The sequence below is a fragment of the Winogradskyella helgolandensis genome (assembly GCF_013404085.1).
Classification (GTDB): Bacteria; Bacteroidota; Bacteroidia; order Flavobacteriales; family Flavobacteriaceae; genus Winogradskyella; species Winogradskyella helgolandensis.
Window position 1 is genome coordinate 4,107,594 of sequence record NZ_JABFHO010000001.1, and the last position, 15,703, is coordinate 4,123,296.

Consider the following 15,703-nt stretch of genomic DNA (forward strand, 5'->3'; position numbering starts at 1 on the left):
CTCTCATATTAATGTGCTTTTGCGGTTATAGTTACGTTTATGGTACCGTTTTTAGGTACAGCACCATCATAAGTTGTAATATCTATAGTTGGTATCCCTTTTGGATTACCACTGTTTTTATAAATAAAACCATTATTATACAAACCCATTTCGGTACCTCCTCCTCCTCCTGTTAGCGCAGGAGAGCCAGCTTGTAATGTCATATCGTCTAACACACGATCTGAAGCATCATAAGAGCTAGTTCCCGCAAAACTTCGAGAATCTGTAGCATCTATATTGACAAATAATGGGTCTACTCCAAGCAGCGTATTGCTATCTGAGTAAGTCGCACTACCGCTTGTTGTAAAATTTAAACTATAGGTATCTGCATAGTTGTAGAGTAAATTGTTAGATACATTCCAATCCCCAGTTGCAAACGTAACGGTTCTATCAGCAGTACTATTTACGATAAACATATTATTATATAAAATAGCGATTTCTCCTGTGGCATAATTACGTAATGAAAAACTACTACTAAACCTAAAAATATTGTTTGCAATAACTATAGCTACTGGTGAATAAATGGTTAAGCCACTTGTTATAATATTATTAGAGATTAAGACATCTTGAGCATCTGCATATTGAGTTATATTCGTTAGTACACAACCTCTAGCTTCAAAACCGATTAATCTAGGGTCTGTTACACTATAACCAGCACCTATTGCGATGGATGCATAACACTCATATAACTTAATATTAGTGATCGGTGATCCAGAAATAGTAGAGTATGGTGAAACTGTACTCATTTTTAAGCCTTTTAATGTTACATCTGAAGCATTAATTGTAACAGAACCAATGGTAGATACATTATTTACTTCACTATGAGAACGTCCCACAATAGTCAGCGCCTTTGTAATGGTTACACTACCGTAGTTTGTTGGAGAGGGTTGTACATAGATAATGTCTCCAGCCGTAGCAGCATCGTGTGCGTCTTGCAAGGTTTGATGGGTTGTTGTAGAATTGGGATTATTGTCTATAGTAATAATAGATTGGGCAAACACCGATGTGCTTAGCATTAAAAAACAAGCAAATAATAGTGCTTGAGCAGTTGTAGTTAAGGTCTTCATAATTTTAATAATTTATTGGTTAATAACAGTTTACAATGTAGAAAACACTTAAGCACAAAAAAATACCCATTACTGGGTATTTTTTTAAAAACTACACACTTAGTTCCTTAATAATTAACACGATACAGCATTAAAATTAACACTGCCTTATTGTTTTATAAAACGTTTGGACACTACGGCATCGTTTTGCTTAATTTTTAAAATGTAAGTGCCGTTTTGTAATGCTTCAATATTTAAGGCATTGATGTTACCGTTGATAGATTGTTCAAACACCAACCTTCCATTAAAATCATAAATGGATAATTTGGCATCGGTTAGCGTTGCTGTTTTTATGTTCAGCCAGTTTTTTGTTGGGTTTGGGTAGATAGACACATGGTCTTGATCAAAATCTAACACGCTTAAACTCGAATCTACAACCACTGTAATAGGCTCACGAATTACGATTAAATCTGGTAGCACATCATTAGTAATCTCACAATGATAATCTCCGCTATCTGTTTCTTGTGCATTGTATATGATGTAATCTGTGCCAGTAGCCCCTGGTATTAGAACGCTGTCTTTAAACCATTGGTAACTATTGTTTTCGGCATTATCATTTTCACTTCTACCAAGATCGGTATCATTGACATTTAATGTAATATTTACACCCACACCAGACTCTATGAATTCTGCAAGATCTTGGGTGCGTTGTGGTGAGTATGTCAGTGTATTATAATTATCCTCTTGAACGAATGGTTCCATATCGCTAAAGTTGAATCGATTGTTTGATATATCAATATTAGCATTTGGGCTGTTGAATGGTAATTCACCATACAAATTATTGCTATTCATATCAAAATATTGAAGATTGGTTAGGTTTGATAGTGATGAAGGCAATACTCCTTCAAAATTGTTCTCCGCTAGATTTACAGTCTGAAGATTTACTAAATTACCTAAAGATGTTGGTATCACACCCGAAAAATCACTTCCATAACCTCCAAAATCACCTCCATATAACGTTAAATTTGTGAGTTGGGTAAGGTTTCCTATGGATTCTGGTAAAGGTCCAGTAAAATTATTACCCAACATTCTAATTTCAGTAAGACTGACAAGACCACCAATACTCTCAGGAATCTGACCTGTCATACTTGTTGCTTGAATCCAAAACTTTTTTAACTGAGTAAGGTTCCCAATACTTTCTGGAATAGAACCTGTAAGATTATAGTCGCCTAAACCAATATACAAACCAACTAGATTAGTAAGATCACCTAGTGTCTCTGGGAGTTGACCAGTAAGGCCAACACTTTGTCGAGAGAGAACTACCACTTTATTCCCTGCAGTAGTAACACCATTCCATGTCGATACAGTAGCTGATGTATTCCAATTTTCAGCATATGTTCCACCCCAATTTTCACCACCTGTTGCATTATAAAAAGCGATTAAAGCGTCTCGCTCAGTTTCACTTACAGGCCCTTTTAAATCTATAGTAGCCCTCTTAATAATAAGATCTGGCACACTACTACTTGTTGCAAAACAATGGTAAGTATCTAAATCTTCATCTTGTACATTGACTAAATTTAAGCTATTGGTAGTTTGCTCTGGTAAGATAGTACCACTTTCATAAATATAACCCCTGTACCATTGGTACTGTACATCTGTACCTAATACAGGTGTCATTGAAAAACTATAGTCATTACCTATTTCGGCATCAATATTTAATTCCTCGTCAATAGGATTCTGAGGGTTATAGCTAAAAGTAGACAATGTACTGTTCTCCGTAAAATGAGCTTCTAGATCTTGAAAGCTAAAATTATTATTATATAAGATAAAACCTTCTAAATTGGGAAGAACGCTAAAATCTGGAATCTCGCCATAGAGCTCATTATTAGCAATTGCAATCGCAGAGAGCTCTATTAGATTTGTGACAGATGTAGGCAAAGTACCGAGAAGTCCATTATTGCTAAGGGCAATATCTGTAACATGGCCATCTACAACCGTAACACCATGCCATGTTTCTACAAATGCATCTGTATTCCAATTGGTATTGGTAGTCCAGTTAGGTCCATCCGTTGCGTTATACAAATCTATTAGTGTTTGGCGCTCTAAAGCTGGAACATCTTGAAGTAGTGTTGCACTAAATTTAGAAACGTCATAAAACCCTGATCTGTATACAAAGATATAATACGATTGTCCCTCAACGAAATTAAGTGTTATATTGGTATTACCTATACTACATCCTGATTCCATAGTTAAATCGGAATACGATGCATTCAGATTTGGTGAAGAATAAGCATGAATAAAAACCGGAGAATTAGTATCAATTTCCGTATTATCTTGATTAGTTATGTTAAAAAATACCGTTCCTGTAGTCGTCGCAGTAAATTTATAATGTATTAATTCATAATTGTCAACTGGACACCCTCCTGCCGACTCTCCTCCCGCAGTCGCTAAACCCAATCGAAGATTTTCATCTACAAAATCAAATGCTGTAATTTCTGTTGCATTTTCAATTAAATCATTCGGTGGTACTTGGGCAAAGGTTGCTAATGTTAATAATAAAGTCGTAAAACTGAGTAGTAGTCTTTTCATAATTAAAATTTTAAAATGGGTGAATAAATAGCGGTAATAAAATTAATGTGACCTATTAAGACATACAATACTCAAATTAAGTATTTTACAGTCATTAAGTTCTGTTTGTTTTTTCAGAAGCCAAACCCTCACTTCAGAGCATTCTTATTTAGAGAAGCTTTTCTAAGTACGAAGTCATAAGGTGACCTGATATTTCGTAAAACTATATAAACGTCTATTGTTAATCTAGTTACGATTTAGCAGCTGTCACTATAGAAAAAAAAGAAGCATTGTTTCATTATAATTGGATTTAATTATTAGCTCCGTAAACTTACAAAACACTATAAACCAAAAAAATACCCATTATTGGGTATTTTTTTAATTTATCTTTTAGGCCTAATATTATCTATATAATGGAATATTTAATCCTAAATACACATCTGTAGTCTTAGAACTATCAGACAGCAAGTTTGTAAAAACAGATCCCGAACCAACAGTTAAAGGACCTAAACGCATACCACCACCAAAAGACATATCACCATATTGTCTAAAACTCAATGGAGCGTAAAAGCTAAACCATTTGGTTTCTAATCGCGGCGCCAACGTTACGGTATTTATAACTGAAGTACTCAATTCTGAACCTTTTTTGACCATAGACAAGTTGGCTTGTGCGCTCACAAACCATTTTTTAGCTAATCTATAATCTACTAGTAAATGTAATGCTGTTGGTAATTTAATTTTTGCTTCTTCATTGGTTTCTACTCCGTTGTAATTATCTTCTAAAAAGTCTTCTAAGTCTTCTTCAGAATCGGAAGTATTTACAGTAGCATTTAAATCATAATTATTAACAGTTGAATTATCATAATTTATGGAACCAATATCTGTCACAGAAACTCCTACTTTTAATTTATAAGGAGTTTTATAAGTAGGAAGACTATCATTTTCGCGATTAGAATACCATTGGTATGTAAAACCAACATCTAATCCAAAGCCAGCAGTAAGATTACTAAAATCTATATCGTCAGATTCAAAATCTTGACTTGTACCATAGATTAATTGTCCTTCAGTTTCTAATGTTTCAGAAGTGGCAGAATAGTAACCCGCTAATTCAGGACTACTCATAAAGGCACTACCTGCACCTTGTAAATACTTTAAAGTCACACCACCTTTTAATAAGTGGTTTGGTTTTTCTATAAGTATTCTACCATATGCTAAACCTACTTCTGCCCATGTGTGGATGGTTCCGTTAAGGTGTTTAGAGTCAAAACTAAAATCCTCATCCGAATCAAAATCATCTTCAATAGTTTCAAAAAGCTCACCGTTAATATTATTAATATTCATATTAGCGCGCACTCGACTTATAACACCGATACTACTCTTTTTATTTAAATTAAACATAAATGATGGCCCTACAACATCTATATTAACGAAAAAATTATTAGCATTGCTTGGAAATCTTTTAGAGTCCTCTTCAATATCGAAGCCTCCATCTGAGTTCATAATATCGCTCATGTTAATTCCAAAATAATCACTTCCTCCAAAAACACTTGCAGATATTAAATTAATATCGGCTTTATATTTAGAACCCACGACACTCGATGGATTATAAATAACTCCATGTACACCTGAGTAGTTATCAATAGAATGGCCAATATAGCTTTGTCCGAAAGACAGATTTAAGGTTAGTAAAACAATAAATAGGTAAAAAAGTTTAGTAGTTTTCATAATAAGTTTTGGTTTAGGTTGCGACGAAGTTAAAATTATAATTGAGTTAGGATTTTTTTTCTAGATATATAACCATTTTCAAAGGTTAAAAATTAATTATGATAATAACATCCCCAAAATTGGGTCTATTTTTTTTTAGAATTTGAAAGTATCGTGTGCAAAAAACACCTTAAAATCTATATTTCTTCTCTAAGGCATAACGCATTAACTCTCCTTTACCTTGAAGTCCAAGAATCCTAATCATGTTTTTACGATGCGTTTCAACCGTATGTACACCTATAAACAGTTCATCGGCAATTTCACGAGATGTTTTTCCTTTTGCTACGAAACTTAAGATTTCTACTTGGCGCTTGGTCAGAATACTTTTCGCCTTTTTATTGGTATCATTTTCTACATCTATTTCAATATTAGCATCAAAATAGGTATGGCCATTATATACCGCTCTTACGGCTTTTAAAACTTCCTGTAAAGGTGAATTTTTTAATAAATAACCCGAAGCGCCAGCCTCTAACATTTGATTAATGGCGTCCTTTTGATCGAACATTGTAAACCCTAAAACTTTGATATGTGGCCACTCTTTTTTAATTTCTTTTGTTGCTGTTATACCATCCATTTTTGGCATTCGAATATCGGTAATGACCACATTGGGCTGCTTAAGACGTACTAAATATAAAAGCGCTTCACCATCATTGGCTGTACCAACAATATCAATATCATCTGCGTATTCTAATAATAATTTTATACCATCAATAAGCGATTGGTGGTCTTCTGCTATGGCTAGTTGTATCATAATGGTATATCTATTATTACGGTTGTTCCTTTATTAATTTCAGACTCAATAGTCAGTTTACCTTCCAAGTGTTCTACGCGTTTATCAATACAACTAATGCCTATACCTTTTGCGGTTTTTGATAATTGGTTAGGATTAAAGCCCACACCGTTATCTTCAACCATTATGTTGAGATTATCAAAATGATTAGTAATATGAATTGTTCCTTGGGTGGCTTTAGCATGCTTTAAAACATTCGTTACTAATTCTTGAATCATTCTAAAAATTGATATTTCCATAGTATTCTCTAAACGTTGATCCAAACCAAAACTATGTACTTCAAATTCTAATCCGTTTATTCCTGAAGCATTTTCTGCTAGTCTCTCCACGGCAGGAAGTAATCCATTTTTAGCCATGACACCAGAATTTTTCAGATGTGACATAGAGCGAGTTTCGGCATAGGCATCCTCTAACAATGTGCTAATTTTTTTAGTTAGTTCTTCTGAATCTGTATTTTCATTTTGATGTGTCACGAAATACTCAAACTGTAATTTAGCAGCAGCCACTGAAGCACCAACACTATCATGTAAATCAGAAGCCAAACGTTGGCGTTCCTTTTCCTGGCCTTCAATCATAGCATCAATAGTAGATAATTCTAAATCCTTTAGAATTTTTTCTTTTTCATTAATTTCTTCTTGCCTTTCTTTTTCTGCCTTATGTTGTTTCCGTTTTATATTTATGTATACCAAGAAAGCAATACCCGAAAGTAAAGCCAAACTTCCTCCCCAAGCAAAAAACAGATTGGCTTTCTCATTTTGATGCGTTAGCCCTGCCTTTAGTGTATGGTTTATATGTATAAGACTATCTTTTGTTCGGTGGTTATCAATTTTTATCTTTGCTAGTGTTCTTATTGCCTGAAGGTCATCGATATTAATTTTAAATTCTTTAACTAATTCTAAGTATTTCACAGTTAAATCAAAGTTTCGTTTCCCTTTATTGCCTTCTAAAAGATAATAATAAGCAGAACCAATCATTTGATTATTAGATGTCTTTTTTCCATAATCTAATACCTTTTCTGCTGCAGGAATAAGATTATCGTAATCCTTTTGTTTAAGATATTTAAAAGCAAGCTCACGATAAGCATTAACCAAAACGTGAAAATCATTTAATGAATCTCCTATTTTTATAGCTTCGTTCGTATAAGACTCAGAACGTTTAAAATCTTTTTTCTGAATATAGGCACTACTTATATTGATTAAAGCTACAGCTTCTTCACGTTTATTCACCGCTGCCTTAGACAGCCTCAAACTTTCTGTAAAATACTCTAGTGCTTTGTCTGATTTATAACGCCAGTTGTAGATATTCCCAATATTAATTAAAGATTGAGATATTAAAATAGTGTCGCTAATCGCTTTGCTTAGTTCTAATGATTTTTCATAATAGGTTTTGGCTTCATCTAGATTAAAAACTTTTTTATATGAAACACCTAATCCGTTATTAGCTTTTGCTTGTCCTCTTATATTATTCAATTCCTTATAAAGTTCCAAACTAGCCCCAAAGTGCATTGCCGCTTTAGAAGTATCTCCAAAAATATGTTCTATACCTCCTAAAAGTATAAGAACGTCTGCCTTCTGCTTTTTTAACTGATGAGCTTCAGTAAAATCCATTAGGCGTAAAGCCATTGCATAAGCTGAATCTGTTTTATTTTCAAAATAATTTTTATAAATAAATTCATTGTAGGCATTAGCTCTTGTAGTATCTGCTAGTTGGGTGTTTTTCCAAATTGAAAACAGAGAATCTTGTTGCTTTTGACTAAAACCAAGCAATGGCAATAGTATAAAACATAGTATAATCGTAAAATTGGTAGTTATGCATTTAATACCCATAAAATCTCAAAAGTTTTAGACATTTTTAATCTCATTAAAATATTTAGCTTGGTATATCTATTATGACGGTTGTTCCTTTGTTTATTTCAGACTCAATAGTAAGTTGACCTTCCAAATGTTCTACACGTTTATCAATACTACTAATACCCATACCTTTATTGGTTTTAGTAATTTGATTTGAATTAAAACCTTTACCATTATCCTCCACCATTATATTAATACTATCCTCGTGATTGGTAAGATGAATAGTGACTTCTGAAGCCTCTGAATGCTTTATAACATTAGTAATTAATTCTTGAATGATTCTAAAAAGCGTCAATTCTAAACTGTTTTCCAAACGATTATCTAAACCATGATCTAATACCTCTATTTTTATTGTGTTTGAACCTGAAACTTTATCTGCCATATGCCGCACTGCTTTTAGCAAACCTTGCTTGGCAATGACACCAGAGTTTTTAGCATGTGCTACCGAACGTACTTTTTGATACGCTTCTTCAATTAAATTATTGGTTTTGCTATAAAGTTCTGGTGAGTCTTTATCCTTTAAAGCGTTAAAATGTAGCTTTACATTTGCCATGAGTCCACCCAAATCATCATGAAGATCATTAGCAATACGCTGTCGCTCTTTTTCTTGACCTTCTATCATAGCATCAATGGTTATTAACTCTTGTTCTTTTAAAACGGTCGCTAATTTTTGAGATTCTAATGCTTTTTCTTGCTCAGCTAATTTTTGTTTTCGTTTAGTGTTCTTTAATATTAAGAAAACGATGATGCTTCCTAAAGCTAGACTTCCTCCAAGACCAAAGGCTATGTTTTGGTTTTGTTTTCTTTTGGCTTCAATTTCTAAATTGTCTGCTCTAAGTTTTTCGTTATTATATCTTTCTTCAATATCTATGATAGATGAATTTTGATCTTTTAAGTTTATAATATCTTTTATCGAATCATATTTATATAGATAATTATACGCATTTACCCAATCTTGCATATAGTAAAACGTAGCATCCATATTTGAGTAAAGAATTTTTTTACTCTTTCTGTTTAATCTAGGTAATTCTATTTTTTCGGCTTTATTATAATATTCTAATGCTTTAACATACTCTTGTTTTCTTCTGTAAGCATTACCTATATTATTAAAAATACCAAACTCCGTATTTAAGCTTTTAAAATTTATAGTGTCACTATAATAACGTTCTAAAGCATTATTATAATAAAAAATTGCGGAATCTTGATCCTTATATTTTCTAGAATACAGCGAACCAATATATGTTGAAATATTCATCTGCAATTTAGTACTATCGATTTCAATTGCCTGTTTATAAGCTTTAAACAAATAATACTTCGCAGAATCTTTTTCGTTATTTTTCAATTTTTCTATACCTATATGTGTATCATAAGATATCATCCATTTTTTAGAATTTGTGCGTTTAGCATGCTCATAGACTTCTTGCAGGTAAAATGCTTTATTAGATTCTAAATTATTCTGACTATCCAATAACAAATAGATTTCTAAATTAATTTCAGCTATTTTTTCAGCAACCTTCTCTTTTTTGTAGAAATCTAAAGCCGTTTTATAATAGCCAAGGGCACTGTCTTCCAAATTTAAATTCTCATATGACTTAGCTATCATAAAATTTACCTCAGCCAATTCTATAATATTTGTAGACTTCAATTGAGAAGTAGCAAGATTAACAACAGCTTGATAATTCTCGGTTTTATATAGTAATTCGATTTGAGAAATAGTGATAAGAGGTTCCTCTTGCCCAATACTACTATTTGGCAAAAAAATAAATATGAGTATGGTCAACAATATTTTATCCACCTATTATGATATCTCCTTCTTGTTCTCTAGGTTTTTTTTCACCAAATAATGCAGTTAAAACATCTGGCAACCCACAAGGATTAATATCATATATAGTACCCATAGCAGCAACACAACCTTTAAAATCATTTAAAAGACCATCTATATAGAAGGCATCATCATGAAACACGTATACTTTTAACTTCTTATGTTTTGCTAAATTTGATTTACATAGACCTACTTTATCCATTTTGATCGTTGTTGTTAAAAAATGAGAGGTATCATATTTTCGTGTGATAGCTCCATCTACTTTATTTAACAAAACAACTATAGCATTGATGTCTTTGGTTGAAACATTTAATACATCTACAATTTCATTAGTTTTATTAGGTGGATTGTAGATTGGAAAATTCAAGTAAATCTCACCATCATTCATATTAGTGTCGAAAGAATTCCCTGAAATTCCCTCAGTATCAAAATGTCTTTCCTTAAACATTATTTTCTCTTCAGTGGTCAATTCTCTCTGAGATTGCTTAGGTACGTACTTATTTGAAGTTGTTGATATATTGAAAAGTCTTTTTTTTACATCTTCGAGTTCGATCTGAGAGTTATTGAAATCTTTTTCTAAGTTACTTAGTTCAGTATTTCGCTCTATTAAATTCTTATTGCAATCTGAACAATCGTTGCATCCAAAAATTAAAAAAATGGGAAAAATCAATAGATTCCACTTTAACACTTTATTTTTCATCTGTATAAGGTTTTAGTTGGTTACATACAAAGGTGCCAAATAGAAGCACACCAAAACATACCTAGTACAGGGTATATTTACGAAAAAAAGTTAATGCTAAAATGTTAATTGCGCAGAAATTTCAGACAAACAACCTAAAAAACAGTTAATTACATAAAAATAAACTTTATAGCCGCAATCATGCCTATAAAACCAATAAAAGCAATGAGCACCCAAACGGTACCTTTATAATACTTTTTGTGAAGTTGAAGATCTTTGCGATACTGAAAGGCAATAACGATTGCAAAGGCAATAAAAAATAATATTCCAAAAATCAATTGACCAGTACTAAACATCTTCTTATTTTTATGCAAAAATAAGGATTAAAACTACAACTATGCAAGACAAAATTAAGGCAGTAAAAGCGTTTCATACGGCTTTCAAAATAGGACATCGCGAAACACCAAAAGCCGACTTAGGTATTGAAAAAAATATGCTGCGTTACAAACTAATGCGCGAAGAAAACGAAGAATATTTAGAAGCTGCCAATGAAAATGACTTAGTTGAAGTTGCGGATGCTTTAGGAGATATGCTTTACATACTTTGTGGTACTATTATAGAACATGGCATGCAACATAAAATTGAAGAAGTATTTGAAGAAATCCAACGTAGTAATATGAGTAAATTAGGAGCCGATGGAGAACCTATTTATCGTGAAGATGGTAAGGTGTTAAAAGGGCCAAATTACTTTAAACCAAATATAAAAGAGATCTTAGAGTCATAAAAAAAGCAGCCAATTGGCTGCTTTTTTTTATATATATTATGTGATAGATTTATTTTACCTCATGTCTCCAACCATGAATATCATCAGAAACATTATACTGAATATTCAATAAGGTTTGTTTAAATAACTTAGCATAAGAATCTTCAGCACCAGAAATCTCAAACAACTCATCACGATGTTGAAATGCAGAAATCTCACTAATAACAGCAGCAGTACCTGCACCAAACACTTCTTTTAAGCTACCATCTTTTGCCGCATTTTTAATTTCTTCAACTTTTATCTGTCTAACTTCACAAGTAATTCCCAAATCATCTGCTAATTGAATAATACTTTTTCTAGTAATTCCATCTAAAATACGATCACTAACAGGTGCTGTTATTAATGTATCATTGACTCTAAAAAAGACATTCATAGTACCAGCTTCTTCTAGAAACGTATGCGAATCTGCATCTGTCCAAATAATTTGTTGAAAGCCTTCTTTTTGTGCTAAACTTGTAGGATAAAATTGAGCGGCATAATTACCTGCCGCTTTGGCTGCACCAACACCTCCATTTGCAGATCTACTAAATTGTTCTGCCACTAAAACACGTACAGGAGAATTATAATACGATTGCGCTGGCGAGCAAATAATCATAAAACGATACATACTTGCTGGAGACGCAGAAATTGCAGGTTCTGTTGCAATTACAAAAGGGCGTATGTACATAGAGTTTCCTATGCCTGGCTTAATCCAATCATTATCTAATTTTAATAACTCCTCTAACCCTTCAAAGAAATAATTCTCAGGAAACGCTGGCATAGCTAAACGTGCCGCAGATTTATTAATACGTTCAAAGTTCTGTTTAGGTCTAAAAAGAAAAACTTTACCATCATCATCCTTGTAAGCTTTCATACCTTCAAAAACCGCCTGACCATAATGAAACACACGCGCAGAAGGATCAAACGTCATCGCTTGATAAGGCATAATTTTTGGAGCTTGCCACCTGCCATCCTCATAATCACAAACAAACATGTGGTCTGTAAAGACACGACCAAAGTCTAATTTACTAAAATCTACCGTTTCAATTTTAGAAGTTTTAGCAGTTTCAATGCTAATTTTATCTGTATGATTGGCCATAATTATATATGATTTTAAAACAAAAGTACATAATCAGTGTGGTTAATAAAAGGTTATATTCCGTTAAATTGACTAAATTTGTAATTATATAATAATTCAAATCAAAACCTATTAATAATGAAAAAAATCATTTTACTTTTTGCAATTAGCTTAGTTGCTTTCGCTTGTAAAGACGATTCTAAAACAGCCGAAGTTACCGTTGAAGAAACAAAACAAGAAATAGCGTATGCCTCTTTCGGAAAAGAAATAAATGACACAGATGCGTTAACATCTGCAGACATGATGGAACAATACAAAACCTTAAAAGCTGGTGATACGATTACTTCTAAAGTAAAAGGAAAAATCATTGAGGTTTGTTCTAAAAAGGGTTGTTGGATGACATTAGACATGGGTAATGAAAATCAAGTAATGGTTAAGTTTAAGGATTACGGTTTTTTTATGCCTTTAAATGCTGAAGGTGACGTTGTAATGACCGGAAAAGCTTTTGTTTCTGAAACTCCGGTTGAAGAATTAAGACATTACGCTGAAGATGCTGGTAAAACTGCAGAAGAAATTGCAATGATTATTGATCCTAAATTTGAATATGGTTTTGAAGCCGATGGAGTTTTACTTAAACAATAAAGTTTTAAGCATCGTTATTTTTTCTTTTTTGATATTCGTTAGCTGTAAAAATGAAGAAAAAGTTACCGAAGAGCCTGTAAAGAAAGCTGTTGTATACGATATGTATCAACCTTCTGAAATGGCAGGTTTTATGAACGCTATGTACGCATACAATCAACAATTAAAAGCACAAATTGTTGCTGGTGAAACACCAACACGTTTACCAATCGATTTATTAAAATTACACTCAGCTGAAATGAGTAATGGTAAATCTAGAACTCAAAATTGGCAGAGTTTTGTAAATGTATTTATAGAATCGCAAGAAGCAGTTGTAGACACCTTGTCTACTACCGAATTAAAAGAACGTTATAATAATGCGATTAACAATTGTTTAAACTGTCATAAAACGGAATGCACAGGACCGATTCCTAAGATTAAAAAACTACTGATTCATTAATTTTTGAAGAGAAATATAATTACCACGTCCGATGGTTCTAAAACCATACAAATAGAAGAATGGAACGAGCAATACCATTCCATTCACGGTGCGATACAAGAAGCAAATCACGTTTTCATGAAACATGGTTTGCTTTTTTATTCTGAACTTGTTTCAGAATCTAAACCAATTTCCATTTTAGAAATAGGTTTTGGTACAGGGCTCAATGCTTTTTTAACTCTCATCGAAGCAGAGAAATTAGAGTTAAAAATCAATTATGTTGGTGTTGAAGCATATCCTGTTCAACTAGAAGAAATTAAACAGCTTAATTATATTGACTTAATTTCAAAAAAACACGAGACTGTTTTTGAAAAGTTACATGAAACATCCTGGGAACAACCTCATCCCATTAATTCAGATTTTCAATTAGAAAAACAACAAAAATTCTTCAAGGATATAACAGCCGAAAACACATTTAACATCATTTATTTTGATGCTTTTGGAGCACGTGTGCAACCCGATTTATGGACGGAGGACATTTTCGAAATTATGTTTAAAGCCCTTCAACCAAATGGAGTTTTAGTCACTTACTCTGCAAAAGGAAGTGTTAGACGTGCTATGCTTGCTGTTGGTTTTACAGTAGAGCGTTTGCCTGGACCTCCTGGTAAGCGTGAAATGTTGAGAGCAACGAAACATTCAGTGAAATGAAACGAACTAAATGTTGAGAGCCATAATAAAGAGCTCGTAGCATTCAATGAGATGCGATGATCCAAATGCTTTAAATACTAAATATCAATATTTAATAATCGTCACTTCGAGTGAAATTCCGCATTTTAGGAATTTTACACTTCGATTACGCTCCGTAGAATTATGGAGAAACTTATTTATATCCAAGGTTCCCAATACATTTCTCGTACAATCAAAACACTCGAACTGGCGATAATAGTGACTAAAAACAAATTCTTTTTTCTTCTTTGTTACTTTCTGACTCTGAAACTTTGAGACTTTACTTCTTACAACACCATCCAAACGTTAAATCCAAACTAAAATCCCTACAAACACTTTACTCCTTTCGTATCTTTATATAAAAAGAAAAATGACCGTTTTAATTACAGGAGCTACAGGATTAATTGGGCAGGAAATTGTAAAACAATGTCATGCAGAGGGAATTAACGTACACTATTTAACGACTTCTAAATCCAAATTAAGTAACGAATCAAACTACAAAGGATTTTATTGGAATCCAAATAAGAAGGAAATAGATCATAATTGTTTTGAAGGAGTCTCTTCAATTATCAATATGGTTGGCGCATCCATTTCTAAACGCTGGACAGACGATTACAAAAAAATCATCCTTAATAGCAGAACAGAAACAGCTCAACTTCTACAAGACACTATAAAAACACATAATTACCACATTGACCAAGTTGTTTCGGCTAGTGCTATTGGTATTTACCCAACAAGCTTAACAAACTATTACGAAGAGACCAATACTGAGATTTCAGAAACATTTTTAGGTAAAGTTGTTCACGAGTGGGAAGCTGCAGTGGATGGTTTTAAAGCATTGGGATGTAAGGTCGCAAAAATTAGAATTGGATTAGTATTAGCCAACAATGGTGGTGCATTACCCGAAATTGTTAAACCAATTAAATTTGGTGTTGGGGCTGCTTTTGGTAATGGTAAACAATGGCAAAGCTGGATTCACGTTAAAGATTTAGCATCACTTTTTGTATTTGCTGTACAAAACAACTTTGAAGGGATTTATAATGGTGTTGCACCAAATCCGGTGAGCAATAAAGAGCTAACTAAAGCTGCTGCACGGATTTTAAAGCGTCCCTTGATTTTACCAAAAATTCCGAAATTCGCCATGAAACTCATTTTAGGTGAGATGCATATTCTTTTGTTTGAAAGTCAACGCGTCAGCTCTCAGAAAGTGGAATCTGAAGGTTTTAATTTTCAGTTTGTGAATTTGAAACCTGCTTTAGAGGATTTGTTAGGTTAGATGGTTAGATGGTTAGATGGTTAGATGGTTAGATGGTTAGATGGTTAGATGGTTAGATGGTTAGATGGTTAGATGGTTAGATGGTTAGATGGTTAGATGGTTAGATGGTTAGATGGTTAGATGGTTAGATGGTTAGATGGTTAGATGGTTAGATGGAATTCATAAAAAAAAGAGGCAAATAGTGATATTTGCCTCTTTTTTATTAC

14 protein-coding genes are annotated in these 15,703 nt (G+C 33.0%); 5 read left to right on the plus strand and 9 right to left on the minus strand.

Annotated elements, in window-relative coordinates:
• Nucleotides 1-8 precede the first annotated feature (8 nt).
• The 8 genes from HM992_RS17345 to HM992_RS17380 all read right to left on the minus strand — a co-directional run bounded on the left by HM992_RS17345 (nucleotide 9) and on the right by HM992_RS17380 (nucleotide 10,914).
• Entirely contained in the window at nucleotides 9-1,106 is a 1,098-nt protein-coding gene (locus tag HM992_RS17345) for a right-handed parallel beta-helix repeat-containing protein (RefSeq protein WP_179320644.1), read from the minus strand.
• Nucleotides 1,107-1,253: 147 nt separating this feature from the next.
• Nucleotides 1,254-3,674: a T9SS type A sorting domain-containing protein gene (locus HM992_RS17350; RefSeq protein ID WP_179320645.1), complete on the minus strand. Its 2,421-nt coding sequence runs from the start codon at nucleotides 3,672-3,674 to the stop codon at nucleotides 1,254-1,256.
• Nucleotides 3,675-4,055: 381 nt separating this feature from the next.
• Nucleotides 4,056-5,378 (minus strand): DUF5723 family protein, encoded by a 1,323-nt coding sequence (locus tag HM992_RS17355; RefSeq protein ID WP_179320646.1) that lies wholly within the window; start codon nucleotides 5,376-5,378, stop codon nucleotides 4,056-4,058.
• A 169-nt stretch (nucleotides 5,379-5,547) separates the two neighbouring features.
• The gene (locus tag HM992_RS17360) at nucleotides 5,548-6,168 is read right to left on the minus strand and encodes a response regulator transcription factor (RefSeq protein ID WP_179320648.1); all 621 of its coding nucleotides are present in this window, start codon (nucleotides 6,166-6,168) and stop codon (nucleotides 5,548-5,550) included.
• The gene (locus HM992_RS17365) at nucleotides 6,165-8,033 is read right to left on the minus strand and encodes a tetratricopeptide repeat-containing sensor histidine kinase (RefSeq protein ID WP_179320650.1); all 1,869 of its coding nucleotides are present in this window, start codon (nucleotides 8,031-8,033) and stop codon (nucleotides 6,165-6,167) included. The genes HM992_RS17360 and HM992_RS17365 overlap by 4 nt, the downstream gene beginning before the upstream one ends.
• A gap of 43 nt (nucleotides 8,034-8,076) precedes the next feature.
• Complete coding sequence (locus HM992_RS17370; protein WP_179320652.1) at nucleotides 8,077-9,837, minus strand: ATP-binding protein; 1,761 nt, start codon at nucleotides 9,835-9,837, stop codon at nucleotides 8,077-8,079.
• Between the two features lie 7 nt (nucleotides 9,838-9,844).
• The gene (locus HM992_RS17375; RefSeq protein WP_179320654.1) at nucleotides 9,845-10,579 is read right to left on the minus strand and encodes a hypothetical protein; all 735 of its coding nucleotides are present in this window, start codon (nucleotides 10,577-10,579) and stop codon (nucleotides 9,845-9,847) included.
• A gap of 149 nt (nucleotides 10,580-10,728) precedes the next feature.
• The gene (locus tag HM992_RS17380) at nucleotides 10,729-10,914 is read right to left on the minus strand and encodes a hypothetical protein (protein ID WP_178983839.1); all 186 of its coding nucleotides are present in this window, start codon (nucleotides 10,912-10,914) and stop codon (nucleotides 10,729-10,731) included.
• Between the two features lie 41 nt (nucleotides 10,915-10,955).
• Between HM992_RS17380 and HM992_RS17385 the strand changes: the two genes are divergently transcribed.
• Nucleotides 10,956-11,342, plus strand: a complete 387-nt coding sequence (locus HM992_RS17385; protein ID WP_179320656.1) for a pyrophosphohydrolase domain-containing protein — start codon at nucleotides 10,956-10,958, stop codon at nucleotides 11,340-11,342.
• 49 nt (nucleotides 11,343-11,391) lie between these two features.
• Here HM992_RS17385 and HM992_RS17390 read toward each other — a convergent pair whose 3' ends face one another.
• Nucleotides 11,392-12,459: a branched-chain amino acid aminotransferase gene (locus HM992_RS17390; RefSeq protein WP_179320657.1), complete on the minus strand. Its 1,068-nt coding sequence runs from the start codon at nucleotides 12,457-12,459 to the stop codon at nucleotides 11,392-11,394.
• 117 nt (nucleotides 12,460-12,576) lie between these two features.
• Between HM992_RS17390 and HM992_RS17395 the strand changes: the two genes are divergently transcribed.
• The 4 genes from HM992_RS17395 (at nucleotide 12,577) to HM992_RS17410 (ending at nucleotide 15,497) form a co-directional block, all read left to right on the plus strand.
• Nucleotides 12,577-13,080 carry a DUF4920 domain-containing protein gene (locus HM992_RS17395; protein ID WP_179320659.1) on the plus strand — a complete coding sequence of 168 codons (504 nt, stop codon included), beginning with the start codon at nucleotides 12,577-12,579 and terminating at the stop codon, nucleotides 13,078-13,080.
• 28 nt (nucleotides 13,081-13,108) lie between these two features.
• Nucleotides 13,109-13,516 carry a hypothetical protein gene (locus tag HM992_RS17400; protein WP_229720524.1) on the plus strand — a complete coding sequence of 136 codons (408 nt, stop codon included), beginning with the start codon at nucleotides 13,109-13,111 and terminating at the stop codon, nucleotides 13,514-13,516.
• Nucleotides 13,517-13,519: 3 nt separating this feature from the next.
• Nucleotides 13,520-14,203 carry a tRNA (5-methylaminomethyl-2-thiouridine)(34)-methyltransferase MnmD gene (gene mnmD, locus HM992_RS17405; RefSeq protein WP_178983834.1) on the plus strand — a complete coding sequence of 228 codons (684 nt, stop codon included), beginning with the start codon at nucleotides 13,520-13,522 and terminating at the stop codon, nucleotides 14,201-14,203.
• Between the two features lie 388 nt (nucleotides 14,204-14,591).
• Nucleotides 14,592-15,497 carry a TIGR01777 family oxidoreductase gene (locus tag HM992_RS17410; RefSeq protein WP_179320663.1) on the plus strand — a complete coding sequence of 302 codons (906 nt, stop codon included), beginning with the start codon at nucleotides 14,592-14,594 and terminating at the stop codon, nucleotides 15,495-15,497.
• The last annotated feature ends 206 nt before the right edge of the window (nucleotides 15,498-15,703 follow it).

Bases quoted from the DNA above. Each gene is read 5' to 3' on its own strand.
- HM992_RS17410 (WP_179320663.1), top strand. From the start codon at position 14,592: ATGACCGTTTTAATTACAGGAGCTACAGGATTAATTGGGCAGGAAATT.
- HM992_RS17390 (WP_179320657.1), bottom strand. From the start codon at position 12,459: ATGGCCAATCATACAGATAAAATTAGCATTGAAACTGCTAAAACTTCT.
- HM992_RS17355 (WP_179320646.1), bottom strand. From the start codon at position 5,378: ATGAAAACTACTAAACTTTTTTACCTATTTATTGTTTTACTAACCTTA.
- HM992_RS17395 (WP_179320659.1), top strand. From the start codon at position 12,577: ATGAAAAAAATCATTTTACTTTTTGCAATTAGCTTAGTTGCTTTCGCT.
- HM992_RS17385 (WP_179320656.1), top strand. From the start codon at position 10,956: ATGCAAGACAAAATTAAGGCAGTAAAAGCGTTTCATACGGCTTTCAAA.
- HM992_RS17365 (WP_179320650.1), bottom strand. From the start codon at position 8,033: ATGGGTATTAAATGCATAACTACCAATTTTACGATTATACTATGTTTT.
- HM992_RS17360 (WP_179320648.1), bottom strand. From the start codon at position 6,168: ATGATACAACTAGCCATAGCAGAAGACCACCAATCGCTTATTGATGGT.
- HM992_RS17375 (WP_179320654.1), bottom strand. From the start codon at position 10,579: ATGAAAAATAAAGTGTTAAAGTGGAATCTATTGATTTTTCCCATTTTT.
- HM992_RS17380 (WP_178983839.1), bottom strand. From the start codon at position 10,914: ATGTTTAGTACTGGTCAATTGATTTTTGGAATATTATTTTTTATTGCC.
- HM992_RS17350 (WP_179320645.1), bottom strand. From the start codon at position 3,674: ATGAAAAGACTACTACTCAGTTTTACGACTTTATTATTAACATTAGCA.
- HM992_RS17345 (WP_179320644.1), bottom strand. From the start codon at position 1,106: ATGAAGACCTTAACTACAACTGCTCAAGCACTATTATTTGCTTGTTTT.